The sequence below is a fragment of the Streptomyces sp. NPDC053427 genome (assembly GCF_044544985.1).
In the GTDB taxonomy this organism is placed as follows: domain Bacteria; phylum Actinomycetota; class Actinomycetes; order Streptomycetales; family Streptomycetaceae; genus Streptomyces.
In genome coordinates, this window is the sequence record NZ_JBITYA010000002.1 from 780,640 (window position 1) to 797,505 (window position 16,866).

14 protein-coding genes are annotated in these 16,866 nt (G+C 70.8%); 8 read left to right on the forward strand and 6 right to left on the reverse strand.

Annotated features, from left to right (window positions below; genetic code table 11):
- Positions 1-74: 74 nt before the first annotated feature.
- The 4 genes from ACIGWZ_RS08055 to mtnA are packed head-to-tail and all read right to left on the reverse strand — an operon-like array spanning position 75 to position 5,910.
- Complete coding sequence (locus ACIGWZ_RS08055) at positions 75-1,919, reverse strand: LpqB family beta-propeller domain-containing protein (RefSeq protein ID WP_400061958.1); 1,845 nt, start codon at positions 1,917-1,919, stop codon at positions 75-77.
- Positions 1,920-1,947: 28 nt separating this feature from the next.
- On the reverse strand, positions 1,948-4,062 hold the full coding sequence (gene mtrB / locus ACIGWZ_RS08060; RefSeq protein ID WP_400061960.1) for an MtrAB system histidine kinase MtrB: 2,115 nt from the start codon (positions 4,060-4,062) through the stop codon (positions 1,948-1,950).
- A 1-nt stretch (position 4,063) separates the two neighbouring features.
- A complete protein-coding gene (gene mtrA, locus ACIGWZ_RS08065) occupies positions 4,064-4,741 on the reverse strand; it encodes a two-component system response regulator MtrA (protein ID WP_030416996.1) in 678 nt (225 codons plus the stop codon).
- A complete protein-coding gene (mtnA, locus tag ACIGWZ_RS08070; protein WP_400061962.1) occupies positions 4,738-5,910 on the reverse strand; it encodes an S-methyl-5-thioribose-1-phosphate isomerase in 1,173 nt (390 codons plus the stop codon). The genes mtrA and mtnA overlap by 4 nt, the downstream gene beginning before the upstream one ends.
- Positions 5,911-6,065: 155 nt before the next feature.
- On the opposite strand from mtnA, the gene ACIGWZ_RS08075 reads away from it, so the two are divergent.
- Genes ACIGWZ_RS08075 through ACIGWZ_RS08095 form a run of 5 tightly spaced genes read left to right on the forward strand, consistent with a single transcriptional unit; the run spans position 6,066 to position 11,631 of the window.
- Positions 6,066-7,427, forward strand: coding sequence for a hypothetical protein (locus ACIGWZ_RS08075; protein ID WP_400061963.1), 1,362 nt, complete (start codon positions 6,066-6,068; stop codon positions 7,425-7,427).
- Positions 7,428-7,431: 4 nt separating this feature from the next.
- Positions 7,432-8,121 carry a DUF4129 domain-containing protein gene (locus tag ACIGWZ_RS08080; RefSeq protein ID WP_400061965.1) on the forward strand — a complete coding sequence of 230 codons (690 nt, stop codon included), beginning with the start codon at positions 7,432-7,434 and terminating at the stop codon, positions 8,119-8,121.
- The gene (locus ACIGWZ_RS08085) at positions 8,118-9,365 is read left to right on the forward strand and encodes a DUF4350 domain-containing protein (protein ID WP_400061966.1); all 1,248 of its coding nucleotides are present in this window, start codon (positions 8,118-8,120) and stop codon (positions 9,363-9,365) included. The genes ACIGWZ_RS08080 and ACIGWZ_RS08085 overlap by 4 nt, the downstream gene beginning before the upstream one ends.
- On the forward strand, positions 9,346-10,311 hold the full coding sequence (locus ACIGWZ_RS08090) for an AAA family ATPase (protein WP_400061968.1): 966 nt from the start codon (positions 9,346-9,348) through the stop codon (positions 10,309-10,311). Before ACIGWZ_RS08085 ends, ACIGWZ_RS08090 begins: the two co-directional genes overlap by 20 nt.
- Positions 10,312-10,320: 9 nt before the next feature.
- Positions 10,321-11,631 carry a DUF58 domain-containing protein gene (locus tag ACIGWZ_RS08095; protein WP_400061970.1) on the forward strand — a complete coding sequence of 437 codons (1,311 nt, stop codon included), beginning with the start codon at positions 10,321-10,323 and terminating at the stop codon, positions 11,629-11,631.
- Between the two features lie 44 nt (positions 11,632-11,675).
- On the opposite strand, the gene ACIGWZ_RS08100 is transcribed toward ACIGWZ_RS08095, so the two are convergent.
- Positions 11,676-12,527, reverse strand: coding sequence for a LysR family transcriptional regulator (locus ACIGWZ_RS08100; RefSeq protein ID WP_400061972.1), 852 nt, complete (start codon positions 12,525-12,527; stop codon positions 11,676-11,678).
- An 81-nt stretch (positions 12,528-12,608) separates the two neighbouring features.
- On the opposite strand from ACIGWZ_RS08100, the gene ACIGWZ_RS08105 reads away from it, so the two are divergent.
- The 3 genes from ACIGWZ_RS08105 to ACIGWZ_RS08115 all read left to right on the forward strand — a co-directional run bounded on the left by ACIGWZ_RS08105 (position 12,609) and on the right by ACIGWZ_RS08115 (position 14,526).
- Positions 12,609-13,103 (forward strand): cupin domain-containing protein, encoded by a 495-nt coding sequence (locus ACIGWZ_RS08105; RefSeq protein ID WP_400061974.1) that lies wholly within the window; start codon positions 12,609-12,611, stop codon positions 13,101-13,103.
- Between the two features lie 80 nt (positions 13,104-13,183).
- Complete coding sequence (locus tag ACIGWZ_RS08110; protein WP_400061976.1) at positions 13,184-13,543, forward strand: DoxX family protein; 360 nt, start codon at positions 13,184-13,186, stop codon at positions 13,541-13,543.
- Between the two features lie 188 nt (positions 13,544-13,731).
- Entirely contained in the window at positions 13,732-14,526 is a 795-nt protein-coding gene (locus tag ACIGWZ_RS08115) for an SDR family NAD(P)-dependent oxidoreductase (protein ID WP_400061977.1), read from the forward strand.
- A 103-nt stretch (positions 14,527-14,629) separates the two neighbouring features.
- Here the strand turns inward: ACIGWZ_RS08115 and ACIGWZ_RS08120 are convergent, their stop codons facing one another.
- Positions 14,630-16,228 carry an ISL3 family transposase gene (locus ACIGWZ_RS08120; protein ID WP_400061979.1) on the reverse strand — a complete coding sequence of 533 codons (1,599 nt, stop codon included), beginning with the start codon at positions 16,226-16,228 and terminating at the stop codon, positions 14,630-14,632.
- Positions 16,229-16,866 lie beyond the last annotated feature (638 nt).

Here is a 16,866-nt window from a genome sequence, read left to right on the forward strand (position 1 = left end):
CCAGGGTCCCGCCGACGGCGCCCGGCCACCACCCCTGTGGAAAACCGCGGCGCCCCACGCCGTGACCTGGGCCGTCACCCCGGATAGACCGGCGCGGTCCCCTCCTTGGCCACCGTCTTCCAGTTCGCATCCGGAGGCAGCCGCACGATGCCCTCGGTGGCGTCGGCGATCAGCGGCCGGGTCTCGTCCTCCGAGGCGGCCACCGCCTTGACGCCGTTGACCCCGGGCAGCGTCTGCGCGTTGGATGCCGAACCGTCGGTCTCCATGAACTGCATCTGCTGCACCCCGCCGGACTCCCGCCCGACGACCACCAGCCGGCTGCCGCCCGCCCACGAGGCGGCCACCACGTCCTCCAACTGCGGGGCGATCGGCCGCAGTTCCTCCACCGACAGCACCGGGTGCGCCGACGAACCACCGCGCTCGACCCGGCCCAGCTGGAGCGTCGTACGGCCCTTGTCCTCCACCAGCATCGCGATCCGGATGCCGTCCGCGGCCACCCGGATCGCCTTGATCCGCCGCTTCCCCAGGCCCGGCACCGCGACCTCTTCGGGCGCGCTCTTCCCCTCGCGCATCCGCAGCAGCCGCGAGCCGTGGGAGTTGCGGTCGGCGATCCACAGATCGCCGAGACCGTCCCAGCTCGGCGCGGTCAGCCCCTCGTCCGGGTCCTTGGCCGAGCCCGTGCTGGTCAGCAGCGGGGCACCGCGCGGGACGCCGTCCTCCAGACCGGCCACGTACAACGACCGGCCGTCGCCGGACACCGCGGCCGCGGTGGTCTCGCCCCGGGAGATGGCGACCGAGCGCAGCGGGGTCCTGCCGGTGCCGAACGGGCCGCGCACCGGCGTCGGTTCGGTGGCGGAGTCGGACATGGAGACGACCTTGTGGTCGGCGTCGATGAAGTACTCCTGGGCGGAGTGACCGGTGAGCCGGGTCGGCGAGAAGTCGCGTTCGGCCTGCTCCTGGGTCAGCGCGCACAGGGAGTTGCCGTCGTGGTCCTGGAGGTCCACCTCGCTGACCTTCGAGGCCCGGGTCATGTCCTGGACGGTGAAGAAGAGTTGGGCCGCCATCCGCTTGCACTGGCCGGTGTCGGTGTTGACCGCCTGCTTGCTCAGCTTGACCCGCAGCGCGTTGGAGTCGTCCAGCGACAGATCACGCGCGGCGAGCCGGGTGCCGGACGGGAAATCCGACGACGTCACTTGACTCAGCCAGTCCGTGGGCCCGGACAGCAGCGCCTCCACACTGGCCGTGATCGGCTCTATCCGCTGGCGCAGATACACCGGGTCGGCCACCAGGACGTTCCGGCTCGCCTTCGGATCCGGGGTCTCCGACTGGTAGGACGCGAAGTAGTACTTGTTGACGGAGCGGTAGATCCGCTGGAAGTCGGACTGCCCGAGCACCAGGCCGTTGGGCAGCCGGTCGATGCGCCACTGCCCGTCCTCCTTGATGAGGTGGATGGTCCGGCGGTACTTCTTCTCCTCCGGCGTGTAGGCGTGATTGGCGTCCACCTTCGCCACCTGGCTGCCGGAGAGCACGACCGTGTAGCCGTTGCCGTCCTCGCGGTTGGGCTGCGCCTGCGGCTCGGACTTGGGGCGCTCCTGAAGCACATCGGTGCCCCGGAACGGCTGCCACTTCTGCCTGGCTGACTTGGCCAGGTACTGGCCGGCCGTACGGAAATCCGCCTCGTCGCTGGTCGTCGCGTCGAGGAAGCTGCGGACGATGTTCGTCGGCTGCGCGCCGTCCTGCGGGGGGACGCCGTAGACCCGCACCTGCGAGTCCCCGTCGGCGCGCGGCGACTGGTCGACCGCCTTGACATCGCCGCTGTCCGGCATCGAGGCACACCCGGCGAGCAGTACGCCCGCGCAGCCCAGCAGCGCCGCCTTCCGCGCCCGCCCGGCTTCCCTACGGGTACGTGTACGGGACATGTGCCCCACCTGACCCTCGCCTCCGCGCTCAGTGTCCACGCAGCCCGCCTTCTTGCTTGCCGCCCCGACCGGCTTCCCGCTCGGGCCCGCCGACGACCGGCCTGGCGACGGCCTCGCCGCCACGGTCCGACTCACCGGCGCGCGTTTCCTCACCGTGCGCCGTCGCTCCACTCCGCGCGCGCCCGGTCTGCGGCACCACGCGGGCGCCGTCGCCGGGCAGCGCCGCCGGATCGGCCGCGGGGCGGGCCCCGGCGTGCGACACCGCGGCGCGCGGCTGCGCCGGGATCGTGGACGCCTTGCGGTCCGCACCGGCGCCCGACTGCGCCGCCTCGGTCAGGTCGCGGTTGCGCCGCGAGTCCTCCGGCTCCAGCGGTATCGGGGAGCCACGCAGCCCCTCGCCGGCCGTACGGGGCAGCGTCAGCCGGAACTGCGAGCCGCCGCCCGGCTCACCCCAGGCCTGCAGCCAGCCGCCGTGCAGCCTGGCGTCCTCGACGGCGATGGACAGGCCCAGGCCCGTACCGCCCGTCGTCCGCGCCCGCGCCGGATCCGCGCGCCAGAAGCGATTGAAGACCCGGGTCGCCTCACCGGGCTTGAGACCGACACCGTAGTCACGCACCGCGACGGCCACCGCGCCACCGGAGTGCCCGCCGCCGGACGCCAGCCGCACCACGACGTCCCGGCCCTCACCGTGCTCGACGGCGTTGACGACAAGGTTGCGCAGCACCCGTTCCACCCGTCGGGTGTCCGCCTCGGCGATCACGGGCCGCTCCGCACCGCGCACCACGAAACGGGTGCCCTTGGCCTCGGCCAGCGGCTCCGCGCCCTCGAGGACGCGGTGGACGACATCGCGCAGGTCGATCGGCTCGGCCTCCAGCGCGGCGGCGCCCGCGTCGAACCGGCTGATCTCCAGCAGCTCGGCGAGCAGCGACTCGAAGCGGTCGAGCTGTCCGCGCAGCAGCTCCGCGGAGCGCGCGGTGGCGGGGTCGAACTCGTCCCGCACCTCGTGGATGACATCGGCGGCCATCCGTACGGTCGTCAGCGGCGTCCGCAGCTCGTGCGAGACGTCGGAGACGAACCGGCGCTGCATCCGGGACAGCTCCTCCAGCTGCTGGATCTTGACCTGGAGGTTCTGCGCCATCTTGTTGAAGGACTCGCCGAGCCGGGCGATGTCGTCCTCGCCGGTGACCTTCATCCGCTCCTGGAGGAGGCCCGCGGCCAGCCGCTCGGAGATCCCCGCGGCCATCCGTACGGGCGTGACGACCTGCCGCACCACGAGCCAGGCGATGGCCCCGAGCAGGATCACGACGAACACCCCGGCCGTCGCGAGCGTTCCCGTCACCAGCTTCAGGGACTCCTCTTCCTGACTGAACGGGAAGAGGTAGTAGAGCTGGTACTGGTTGCCGTTGACGTCGTTGAGGCGCTTTCCGATGATCAGCGCCGACGTGCCGTCGTCCGACCCGATGCGCTTGATCTTGGTGTACTCGCGGAACGTCCCGGACTTGGTGTCCAGCTTCCGCCGCAGCTCGGCGGGCACGCTGCGCTCGGGGTCGACGTCCCCGGAGGCGCGCGGACCGCGGGTGCCGGGGCTGGAGTCGCCGAACGGTTCGTCGGAGTCGGAGCTGAGCGCCACGACGGAGAAGACGCCCTGACCGCCACTGGCGAGCTGTTCGACCAGGCCGGTGAGCCAGGTCGCGGAGTCCTGGGTGCCGCGGTTGCCGGTGCGGACGGCGTCGTCGGGCCGGGTGTCGTCGGCGCCGTCGGCCATCTTCTGGGCGACGCCGAAGCCGCCCACGGCCTGGCTCTGCGCGGCCTGCGCCTTGGCGGTGAGCAGGCCGTTACGGACCTGTCCCACGACCACCACACCGAGCAGCAGCACCACCGCGAGCGACATCAGCAAGGTGGTCGCCACCACGCGCAGCTGGATGTTGCGCCGCCACAGCCGCAGGGCGGGCAGCAGCGGCCGCCGCACCCAGCGGCTGAAGAGCCGCAGCAGGGGGTGCACCGGTCCGCTCACGGCGCCGTCGGGGAGCAGCTGCCCACCGCGCAGCAACCAGGCGGACAACCTTCCTGAAAAGGACATATCACTCGCCGGGCCGACGGAACGCCCCCGCTTTCCCTCCGGGGCCGCACCGTCCCGGGTCATCTCAGCTGGGCCCGGCCTTGTAGCCGACCCCGCGCACGGTCACCACGATCTCCGGACGCTCCGGATCCCGCTCGACCTTGGAACGCAGCCGCTGCACATGAACATTGACCAGCCGGGTGTCGGCGGCATGCCGATAGCCCCAGACCTGCTCCAGCAGCACCTCACGCGTGAACACCTGCCACGGCTTGCGCGCCAGCGCCACCAGCAGATCGAACTCCAGCGGGGTCAGCGCGATGGACTGCCCGTCCCGCTTCACCGAGTGGCCCGCCACATCGATGACCAGGTCACCGATCGCCAGCTGCTCGGGCGCCGGCTCCTCCGAGCGCCGCAGCCGCGCCCGGATCCGGGCCACCAGCTCCTTGGGCTTGAACGGCTTGACGATGTAGTCGTCCGCGCCCGACTCGAGCCCGACCACCACATCCACGGTGTCGCTCTTGGCGGTCAGCATGACGATCGGCACCCCGGACTCCGCCCGGATCAGCCGGCACACCTCGATACCGTCCCGTCCGGGCAGCATCAGGTCGAGCAGCACAAGATCGGGCTTGGTCTCACGGAAGGCGGCAAGCGCCTTGTCACCGTCCGACACGAACGACGGTTCAAAGCCTTCGCCGCGCAGCACGATGCCGAGCATCTCTGCCAGTGCGGTGTCGTCGTCGACGACCAGGACGCGTCCCTTCATTCGGCCATCATCCCATTACCTGATCGTGACTTACTCCATCGTGACGTGGAACACACCTCGGCGAGCGCATCCCGAGTGACCGGGGAGATCACTCCGGCCTCCGTGACGATCGCCGTCACCAGCTCCGGAGGAGTCACATCGAACGCCGGGTTGTAGGCCTGCGCGCCCAACGGCGCCACCGCGATGCCGGCGCCGGCACCCCCTTCGACCCCCTGCCCGGGCGGCAACGAGAGCTCCGTCACTTCACTGCCCGGCCGCTGCTCCACTTCGATGTCCGCCCCCTGTTCCGTCTCCAGATCCACCGTGCTCGTCGGGGCCACCACCACGAACGGAACGTGGTGATAGCGGGCCAGCACCGCCAGCGGATAGCTGCCGACCTTGTTGGCGACCGAGCCGTCCGCCGCAATCCGGTCCGCGCCTATCAGCACCGCGTCCACCTCACCCGCGGCGAACAGCGACCCCGCCGCCCCGTCCGCCAGCACGCTGTACGCCATGCCCGCACGCGCCGCCTCGTACGCCGTCAGCCGCGCCCCCTGCAACAGCGGCCGCGTCTCGTCCACCCACAACCGTTGCAGCTCACCCGCCCGGTGCGCCGCGCGCACCACCGCCAGGGCGGTCCCCTCCCCACCGGACACCAGCGCCCCCGTATTGCAATGGGTGAGAATCCGGTGGCCACCACCCGGGAGCAGCTCTCCCAGCAGCGCCAGCCCGTGCCCGGCCATCCGCGCGCTGGCCTCGATGTCCTCCGCATGTACGGCACGCGCCTCGGCCAGCGCCGCCGCCGCGGCAGCCTCCGCGCCGGCCCCGCGACCGGCGGCCTCTCGGTAGGCGCCCGCCGCCCGCCGCACGCCGTACCCGAGGTTGACCGCGGTCGGCCGGGCATGCGCCAGCGTCTCCGCCGCATCGTCCACATCGAACCCACGCGCCGCGGCCAGCGCGACACCGTACGCACCCGCGATGCCCAGCAACGGCGCACCGCGCACCGCCAGCGTCCGGATCGCCTGAACCAGCGCCGGTACGTCCGTGCAGACCAGCTCGGCCTCCTCCGCAGGCAGGCGGGTCTGATCAAGGAGGACCACAACCGGCCCTTCCGGTGGCTCCTCCCAGCGCAACGACGGGATCGCGAGCGACTGAGCGCCCGCCTCGGATACCTCGTACTGATCGGCCATTGGTTCAGTCTGCCGCCGACACCGCCCCGAACAGAAGGTCCTCCACTGCTCAGGGCTCCGGTACACAGAGCCACCGGCCATGACACGATGACTGACACCGCGGACCCCGGACCCCGGCCGCCCCGGCGGATCACGGGCAGCAAGAAGGAGCGAAGATGAACGACTCTCCGGGCTGGGCCTCGCCCGGATCCGCACCCTCCGACGAGCCGGACCGCGGCACCCAGGAGCAATCCGCCCAGCAGACCGCCCCGGAGGAACCCGCCGCCGAACGGCCGTCCCCGCCGAACTGGTCCAAGCAACAGCCGCCCGCCGGCCACTGGTCGTCCCCCACCGGGATCCCCGGCCAGGGCGGCCCGGCCGACGAGAACACCGAGGCCGGCACCCGCGCCCGCGCCGGCACCACCATCCCCGGCCAAGGCGGCTGGAACGGTCCGGCGGGCGGCGGCCCCGGATGGAGCACCGGCTGGGCCCCGACGCCACCGGCCGCCAAGCCGGGCGTCATCCCGCTGCGCCCGCTCGGCGTCGGCGAGATACTCGACGGCGCCGTCTCCACGATGCGCGCCCACTGGCGCACCGTCCTCGGCATATCGCTGATGATCGCGGTGGTCTCGCAGACCCTGATCACCGTCGTCACCCGACTGTGGCTCAAGAGCCCCGGCCGGCCCACCGCCATAGGCCAAGGCACCCGGTCGGCCATGGCCGAGGCCATGCACGCCATGCTCCAGACGCTCGTCGCGAACGCCGCCACCGCGCTGATCGGCCTCCTCGCCACGCTCTTCGCCACCGGCCTGCTGACCATGGTCACCAGCCGCGCCGTCCTCGGCCGCTCGGTCACCACCGCGCAGGCCTGGCAGGACGCCCGCGGCCGGCTCCCGCACCTGCTCGGCCTGCTGCTCCTGCTTCCCGTCATCCTCATGGCCATCGCGGCGATCGGCCTGGCTCCCGGGATCCTCCTCCTCTCCACGAGCACGCAGGAGATCGGCCTGCTTTTCATCGTGTTCGGCGGACTGGCCGTCAGCATCGTCAGCGTCTGGCTGGCGGTCCGCTACAGCCTCGCCTCCCCCGCGCTGATGCTGGAGAAGCAGGGCGTCATCGCCTCCATGCGCCGCTCCGCCAAGCTCGTACGAGGCTCCTGGTGGCGAGTGCTGGGCATCCAGCTCCTCGCCTACCTCCTGGTCGCCCTCGTCGAGTTCATCATCCAGATCCCGACCACCCTCATCGCCTTCGTCGTCGGAGGCGAGAACCTGATGGACTGGGCGAACGGCACCAACAGCACCACCAGTTGGAGCTTCCTGGCCGTGATGGGCATCGGAGCCGTCATCAGCTCCGCCCTCACCTTCCCGATCAGCGCGGGCGTGACCGCGCTCCTCTACATGGACCAGCGCATCCGCCGCGAGGCCCTCGACCTCGAACTCGCCCGCGCCGCCGGCCTCCCCGGCTACGGCACGGACACCGCGGGAACGGCCGCCCCCGGCGCCCCCGCAGACGCCCCCACCGACACCACTCCGGGAAGCTGATGCAGTGACAACAGGGGGGAAGGCGGCCGCGCTCGGACGGCTCCTGGCGCGCGCCGGCGATGACATACCGGTCCGGACTCCGCGCGTGCCCGCACGCGAAGCGGCAGAGCGCGAACTGTCCGATCCCCGGTACCACCAGCACGATCCCAACCCGCTCCAGCAATGCCTCAATTGGTTCGGGAACCGCATCGACGACCTGTTCAAGGCGGCCGCCGGCGCCACCCCGGACGGCTGGTTCGGGCTGCTCACCGTCATCACGGTGGTGCTGCTGCTGATCGTCGCGCTACGGCTGCGCCTCGGCGCGATACGCCGCACCGCGACCACCAGCCGCGCGCTCTTCGCCGAAACCCCCCGGACCGCCGCCGAGCACCGTTCGGCCGCCGACCGGCACGCCGCCGAGGGCCACTGGAGCCAGGCGATGCAGGAACGGATGCGCGCCATCGTCCTCGCCCTCGAAGAGCGCGCGCTGCTCACGCCCGGCCCGGGCCGCACCGCCGACGAGGCCGCCGCCGCGGCCGGCCGTGCCTTCCCCGCACACGCCGGCCAACTGAACGCCGCGGCTCGCGCCTTCGACGACGTCACATACGGCGGCCGCCCTGGCACCGAGCGGGAGTACGCCCTCTTGACCGCCCTCGACAGCGATCTGCGGGACGCCAGGCCCCACCTCGCCGCCCCGGCCGGGAGCCGCGCATGACCACGGCCACCACGGACACCATCGCGCCGTCCTCCACCCCCGCCCGCCATCTGTGGCGGCGGTCCCGAGGACCGCTGCTCGCGCTCCTCCTGCTCGTCGTCACCGGGCTGATACTCACGGCGCTGCAGTCCGGTGAGCGGTACGGCAGGCTCGACCCCCGCTCGGCGGACCGCACCGGGAGCCGGGCCCTCGCCCAACTCCTGGCCGCCCAAGGAGTCACCACCCAGGTCGTGACGACCTCCGAGGAGGCCGCCGCCGCAAGCGGCCCCGACACCACGCTCCTCGTCACGGACCCCGACCTCCTCACCACACGACAGCTGACCGGTCTGCGCACGGCAACCGCGCACACCTCCGGCCGCATCGTCCTGCTCGCCCCAGGTCCGATCGCCCTCAAGGCCTTCACCCCCGGCGTCACGACGGCCTCCCAGGCCGACAACACGGCACGCCGACCCGCCTGTTCGCTGCCGGCCGCCCGACGCGCAGGCGATGCCCTCCTGGGCGGCCGGCGCTACGTCGCCCCCGACGGCACGGCCGACCGCTGCTACCTCAGCGGCGGCCTGCCCACCTTGCTGCGCCTGCCGGCCCCCGACGCAGGCCGCGACACCGTGCTCCTCGGCTCCCCCGACTTCCTCTACAACCACCGCCTCGCCGAGCGCGGCAACGCCTCGCTGGCCCTTCAACTCCTCGGCGCGCACAAACATCTGATCTGGTACCTCCCCTCCCTGAGTGACCCGGCGTCGAGTGATCCGGCGTCCGCCCAGGACGACCAGCGCGGTTTCCTCGACCTCATCCCCTCCGGCTGGAGCTGGGGCCTGCTCCAACTTGCCTTCGCCGCCGTCTTCGCGGCCCTCTGGCGCGCCCGCCGCCTCGGCCCCTTGGTTCCCGAACGACTCCCGGTCACCGTCCCGGCCGCCGAGACGACCGAAGGCCACGCCCGCCTCTACGAACAGGCCAACGCCCGCGACCGCGCCTCAGCCGTTCTCCGCGCAGCCACCCGTACACGGCTCGCCCCGCTCATCGGCGTGCCTCCCGCACACGCCCACACCCCCGACATCCTTCTGCCGGCCGTCCAGGCCCACTCGACCACCGCACCCGCTGCCGAAGACGGCCTCCACGCCCTGCTCTTCGGCCCGGCCCCCGCGGAGGACAAGGCACTGGTGCAACTGGCCGACCAACTCGACGAACTCGAAATCTCGATCGTTTCCCAAGAGAGGCACGCCCCCCGTGAGCACCCCGACCGCTGACAGCGCCCGAGCCTCCCTCGAAGCTGTCCGCACCGAGATAGCCAAGGCCGTCGTCGGCCAGGACCCCGCCGTCACCGGCCTGGTCGTCGCACTGCTCTGCCGCGGCCATGTGCTCCTCGAAGGCGTCCCCGGTGTCGCCAAGACCCTGCTCGTACGGGCCCTGTCGGCCACCCTCGAACTCGACACCAAGCGCGTCCAGTTCACCCCCGATCTGATGCCGAGCGACGTCACCGGTTCCCTGGTCTACGACGCCCGCAGCGCCGAGTTCTCCTTCCAGCCCGGCCCCGTCTTCACCAACCTCCTTCTCGCCGACGAGATCAACCGCACGCCTCCCAAGTCCCAGGCATCCCTCCTCGAAGCCATGGAGGAGCGCCAGGTCACCGTCGACGGCACCGCCCGGCCCCTCCCCGAACCGTTCCTCGTGGCCGCCACCCAGAACCCCGTGGAATACGAGGGCACTTACCCGCTCCCCGAGGCCCAGCTCGACCGGTTCCTGCTGAAGCTGACGGTCCCGCTCCCCGCACGCCAGGACGAGATCGACATCCTCACCCGCCACGCGGACGGCTTCAGCCCCCGCGACCTCGACGCGGCAGGACTACGCCCCGTAGCCTCCGCCGCCGACCTCGAAGCGGCCCGGGCCGCGGTCGCCAAGACCGCCGTCTCCCCCGAAGTCACCGGCTATATCGTCGATATCTGCCGCGCCACCCGTGAATCCCCCTCGCTCTCCCTCGGCGTATCCCCCCGAGGCGCCACCGCGCTGCTCTCCACTTCCCGAGCCTGGGCCTGGCTCACCGGCCGCGACTACGTCACCCCGGACGACGTCAAGGCCCTTGCACTCCCCACGCTCCGCCACCGCATCCAGCTCCGCCCCGAGGCGGAGATGGAGGGAGTCTCCGCGGACTCCGTGATCAACGCCGTGCTCGCCCACCTCCCCGTCCCCCGCTGAGGCGACGCCGTGGCCCTCACCGGACGCACCGCACTCATCGCCGCAGTCGGAGCTCTCTTCGTCGGCTTCGTGCTCCCCAGCTGGCTCGGCATCCTCACCGTCCAACTCGCGCTGCTGATAGCAATTTTGTGCGATCTCGCGCTCGCCGCGCCAGTGCGAAAGCTCCATTTCACTCGTACCGGTGACACAACCGTTCGACTAACAGGCGAAGCCCACACACACCTCACCCTCACCAACCCGGACCGCCGCACCCTGCGCGCCCAGATCCGCGACGCCTGGCCCCCGAGCTCCTTCCAGCCCGGCACGGACGTCACCGCATCCCGCCACACCGTCCGCATCCCCGGCGCCGAACGCAGGCGCCTCACCACCACGCTCCACCCCAGCCGCCGCGGTGATCACCACGCAGTCCGCGTCACGGTCCGCTCGTACGGCCCACTCGGCCTGGCCGCCCGGCAGGGAAGCCGCCACGTCCCCTGGACCCTGCGCGTCCTGCCGCCCTTCACCAGCCGCAAGCACCTCCCCGCCAAGCTCGCCAGACTCCGCGAACTCGACGGCCGCACAAGCATCCTGACCCGCGGCGAGGGCACCGAATTCGACAGCCTCCGCGACTACACCCCCGGCGACGACACCCGCTCCATCGACTGGCGCGCCACCGCCCGCCAGCAGACCCTCGCCGTCCGCACCTGGCGCCCCGAACGCGACCGCCGCATCCTGCTCGCCCTGGAAACCGGCCGCACCTCGGCCGGCCGCGTCGGCGACATCCCCCGCCTCGACGCCTCCATGGACGCCGCCCTCCTCCTCGCCGCCCTCGCCTCCCGCGCCGGCGACCGAGTGGACCTCCTCGCCTACGACCGTCGCATACGGGCTTCCGTACAAGGCCGCACCGCCGTCGATCTGCTCCCGGCCCTGACCGACGCCCTGGCTCCCCTCGAATCCGAACTGGTCGAGGCGGACGCCCGCGGCCTGGCCGCCACGATCCATCGCAGCACCCCGCGCCGGTCCCTCATCGTGCTCTTCACCGGCCTCGACAAGGCCCCCGTGGAGGAGGCCCTGCTACCGGTCCTCCCGGGCCTCACCCAACGCAACGAACTCATCGTCGCCGCCGTCTCCGACCCCCGCATAGAAGAAATGGCCGCCGGCCGGCACACCCCTGAGGCCGTCTACGCAGCCGCCGCCGCGGAACAGACCCGCGCCGCCCGCCGCCACACCGCAGACCGCCTCCGCCACCAGGGCATCACGGTCATCGACTCCACCCCGTCCCGACTGGCCCCGGACCTGGCCGACGCCTACCTCACCCTGAAATCCTCCGGCCGCCTCTGACAAGTGGCTTTGTTCATGAGCTACGGCAGCGCCGTAGCCGATGCTCAGTGGCGGTACGCGGCTGTCGCGATCTCGATGAATGAACGGATCAACGGGTTGGCGTCTCCTTCGTTCCACACCGCCACCACTCGGCTCGGCGCCATGTCGCTCAGCGGTACCACGGTCAACTCCGTGGGCAGGTCGTGTCCGAGCGGGGCCAGGCCGACCGTGCCGTTCCACAGCACAGCCTGCAGGCATTCCTGGACGGCGCGCACCACTGGTCCCTCGCGCGGCCTGCCACCGTTCCAGTACGACTGCCAGATGGGGTCGGTGCCCTGCGGAAACTGGAACCAGCGGCGGTCGCGCAGCTCGGCCAGCCGCAGCCCATCGCGGCGGGCCAGCGGATCGTCGGCGCGCAGAACCACGCCGACCGGATCGGTCCGCAGCGCACGCACCGTCAGGGCGGTCTCGTCGAAGGGCGCCCGGGTGAGGGCGACGTCGACCAGTCCGGCGCGCAGTCCGCACGTCGGGTCGGTCAGATCGGTGTCGCGGATGCGGATGTCGATGCCGGGGTGGTTTCGGCGGTAGGCGGCGGCCAGCCTGGCCACTCCGGGGTCGGTGCCGTCGCCCAAGATGCCGACGGTGAGGGTCGCGACGTCGGCTGCTGCGCTCACGCGTACCCGGACGCGGTCGGCATGGTCGAGTAGGGCTCGCGCCTCGTCGAGCAGCACCGTGCCCACCGGAGTGAGCGTGACGCCGGTGGTCGAGCGGGCGAAGAGCAGAGCCCCGACCTCGGCTTCCAACTGCTTGATCGCCCGGCTCAGCGGCGGCTGACTCATATGCAGCCGGGTGGCGGCCCGGCCGAAGTGGAGTTCCTCGGCGACCGCCACGAAGTAGCGCAAGGTCCGTAGCTCCACGCTGCAACGATACCCATGAGGTATCGGCGCTGCTGAACAGGTCTTGGACACCGAGGAGGTCCCGGCGGTGCACTCGTGAACATGACCGAAGAAACCAAGACCGGCGAGCCGCAGTCCGACCCCGCCGTATCGGTGGTGGGTCCCCGCGACGGCGAGACGATCGTTCTGGGCACCACGCGCATGCGCGTTCTGGAGGACGGCAGCCACACCGGGCACCGCCTCGCCATCGCCGAGTCCGTCCTCGCCCCGCACACCCAGGGTCCACCGCAGCACCGCCATGGCCAACACGACGAGGGCTTCTACGTCCTCTCCGGCACGGTGCGGTTCACCGTCGGGGACGAGGACTACGAAGCCACCGCGGGAACGCTCGTCATGGTTCCGCCCGGCACCCCGCACACCTTCGCCAACCTGACCGACCAACCCGCCGTCATGCTCAGCACATTCACACCCGACCTCTACGTGCAGTACTTCCGAGACCTTCAGGAGGTGCTCGCCGGCGGCCGGCCGCTGACGCCACAGGCCAACATCGACGCGATGAGCCGCTACGCGACTCAGCCCGCCACCGACCCCGCCTGAAGCGGACGGACGGAACGGCTCGGCCCCCCTCCTTCGACAATCGACAGGCCCCCGCGAACCGGGGCCCATGAACGGGAACCATGAACATCGCCTATTGGATCGTCGCGGGACTGCTCGCGCTCTTCTACTTCTACGCAGGCACGCTGAAGGTGATCCGCAGCCGCGATCATCTCCGACCGATGATGGCCTGGGTCGACCGCATGCCCTTGCCTGCCCTCAGGGCGCTGGGGGCGGTCGAAATACTCGGCGCGGCCGGTCTGATCCTGCCACCGCTGACCGGCACCGCTCCCTGGCTGGCGCCGGCCGCAGCCGTCGGCTTCGTACTCCTGCAGACCGGTGCGATCGCCGTTCACCTGACCGGCGAAGACCGCAGGATCACACTCAATGTCGCACTCACCGCCACAGCGGCCGTGACCGTCTGGTTGGCCAGCAGGCCGTGATCGTGGCTCAGTCCTCGACCGGCGGAGGCGACTGCTGGGCCGGCCGCCTGACGGCGGCTGTCACTTCTCAGGTTCTGGATCAACTTCTGTGGTGTCTCTACGCCCTGTGACTGTTGATCTTGGTGGCGTCTTGCGGGAACTCGTCCGTTCGGCGGGAATGTCATAGACGTGGTCTAGCCTGCCGGACCATGGATCTCGATCTTGCGGGGCGGCGCGCGTTGGTCACGGCGAGCAGTGGGGGCATCGGTGCGGCGATGGCCCGGCGACTGGCCGATGAAGGGTGTGCCGTTTTGGTGCATGGCCGCGACCCGGTGCGTGCCGACGAGGTGGCAGCGGAGCTGAGCGCCGCCGGCGGAGTGGTGGATGTCGTGCTGGGTGACCTCACTGATGACGATGCCGCCGGTCAGGTGGCCCAGCGGGCTCGTGAGTGGGGTGTGGAGGTGCTGGTCAACAACGCCGGTCCGTTTGTCGAGCATGACTGGGAGACTGCGGGGCCGGCCGCATGGTTGGAGGCAGTGAACGGCAACGTCGTATCGGCAGTGCGGATGATCCGAGCCCTGGTGCCTCAGATGCGTGAGCGCGGATGGGGTCGGGTTGTCAATGTGGGCAGCCGGGCCGCGACGACTCCGTTGCCGAACATGGTTGAGTACTCGGCGGCGAAGGCCGCGGTGGTCAACATGACCACGAGCTTGGCCCGGCATCTGGCCGGATCGGGTATCACGGCGAATACCGTGAGCCCTGGGGTGATTGTCACCGACGGAATGCGGCAGATGTTCGAGGATGGGGCGGCTGCGCGGGGCTGGTCGGGGCAGTGGGCGGAGCTGGAGCCGCTGGTCGTAGCCGAGTACGCGCCGAACCCGGCCGGGCGGCTGGGCACTGCGGAGGACATTGCGGCAGTCGTTGCGTTTTTGGCCAGTCCGCTGGCTGGCTACATCAACGGGATCGACCTGCGCGTCGACGGAGGCATCGCCTTGGTGCCGTAACAGCTTCCTTGGGCACACGTTCAGCTGACTTCCGTGTACGCGAGGCTGCCGCGCCGAGCGGGGACTTGATGCAGGACAGAGGTCGGGCAATCGGCGGTGAGCGTCACGACAACAGGACGCGTTTCCGGAGGAGTTGGAAGCCGGCTCGGCCGAACATCTGGCGCTTGAGCATCTCGATCCGGTTTACGTGCCCTTCGACCACGCCGGAGTTCCAGGGAAGGGCGAGTCCGGCGATGACGGCGTCGCGGTCGCGGTCGATGGCTGCGGCGAGAGTGTGGAGGCCGGGCAGGGCGTCTTGCCGAACGGCGTCCAGCCACTGCGGGAGCAGTTCGCCCTGGCGTTCGGTGAGCATCCGGGCGAAGGAGCGGACGTGTCCGGTGAGGGCATCCAGTTCGGGGCAGTGGACCAGGACCGCCTTGAGTCGAAGCTGTTCGACCTCGGTGAGGGCGTCGGGGCGGCGGAGTATCCAGCCGGCGACGGTGCGGGGCGATGGCGGGGGTGCGGTGACCGGGGTCTGTCGAGAGGCGCTTGGTGCGGCAGTAGGCGCGAACTCGCTGATAGCTGCCGGTGTAGCCGAGCAGCACGATCTCCTCCCATGCCTTCCAGGCATTGGTGCAGCCCTGGTTCCAGCGGTCATCCAGGTAGGGCGTGTACTCGTCGAGGACGGACGGGCGGCTCTGCCACTGGCCGCGGAAGAGGTCTTCGGGGGCGCGGCGTCCGCGAGGCGTTTGACGGTGCGGTAGGTCATGCCGAGCTGTCTTTCGATCGAGCGTCGGCTGTGGCCGGCTGCCAGCAGTGCGTGGACGGCAGCATGACGGTCGCGGGTCCGGTCGGCGAAGCGGTGACTCCTGAGCCATGGCGAGCCGGCGTCATCCGCAGGTTCTCCGGGCTCCAGGATCTGCTGGGGTGGCTCAGGCTCATCGGCCCGCAGGCAGCCGCGGTGGTCGGCGACGCACCGCTCGGCGGCCTCGCTGAGGTTGTGCCACAGGTGCCAGCGGTCGGCGACCTGCACCGCCTGCGGTGCTCCAGTGGCAGCGCCATCAGCGAAGAACGCAGCCCGATCCCGGCAGACCACCTCGACGCCAGGCCGCGTTGCCAGCCATGCGGCCAGGCTCGACGCCTCCCGGTCGGGAAGCAGGTCTACTGGCCGACGGGTCTCGACATCGACCAGCACGGTGCCGTAGTTGCGACCCTTGCGCGTCGCGTACTCATCGACGCCGACCACCCGCGGGGCCGGTACTTCCGGTTCTGGCAGGGCGTCGACCATCCGCAGCACCGTGCTGCGGCTCACGGACACCCCGAAGGCGCCGGCCATCCGGGCGCCAGCCCGGCCAGCCAGCGCGAGACCGACCGCGGCCAATGTTGAGCGCAGCCGCTCGGTCCACTGGCTGTACCGCCGGGTCAGCCCTGGTACCTGCTCGACAAACGTTCGCCGCGCACACGAAGCGAGCGGGCAGGCGAACCGGCGGACCCGCAGACATAACACCACCCGCCGCCCCGCGCTGGGTACATCGGCGGGAAACCGCAGGTAGGAACTGTGAACCCGACTCGACCACCTACCGCAGCCCGGACAAGCAGAGCCAGCCGTCGTACGGCGAGCCTCGATCTGTACCGCATCGCCGCTGACGTCCACCGACAGTACCGCCACGTCCGCGACCGCCGGGAACAGCAGCTCCTCCAGCCGGAGCACCTTCTCTTCCACGGCCCCGAACTGTCAGCCACCCAAGATCGCCGCGGATCATTTTCAGGCAACTTTCCGCAGGTCGGCAGGACCTCCAGCGGTTACTGACCGTGCCCGCGTCACGGAAGTTGAGCCAGAACCACTTCTCATGAACATCGAACACGCCGCCGTCCACGCGCTGCCCGCACACGTTCAGAGGCAGTGGTGCTGTGCCGAGTCGCCGTCCAGCAGCCGGCCGGACGGCGACTCGGCACTCTCGGACTCTGGCAGCACACCCACAACGCCATTGCCCCGAACCACCTCCTGTCTCTGAGTGCGGTACGGGAACGTGCCCGCGCCACCATCTGGAGGTCGCATATCTCGGTGACGAGCAGGTGGGCTGCAGCACCGTTCGCCCGCCGTCGGACGAGACGCTGATGGCCACAGTCATCACCCGCGTGCTCGCCGCCCACCGGATCGAATTGCGCCTCGCCTGACCCTCACGTGCCTGGGCTCGTTGACCGCACGGTGCGGGCCGCGCATCACAGTCGCCCCGATATCGCCAGGGCCCGCCCTAAGCACCGTGAACGCGGAAAAGCCCCGCACCATAAGGTGCGGGGCTTCCCACAAAGATTGTTCGGCGGCGTCCTACTCTCCCACAGGGTCCCCCCTGCAGTACC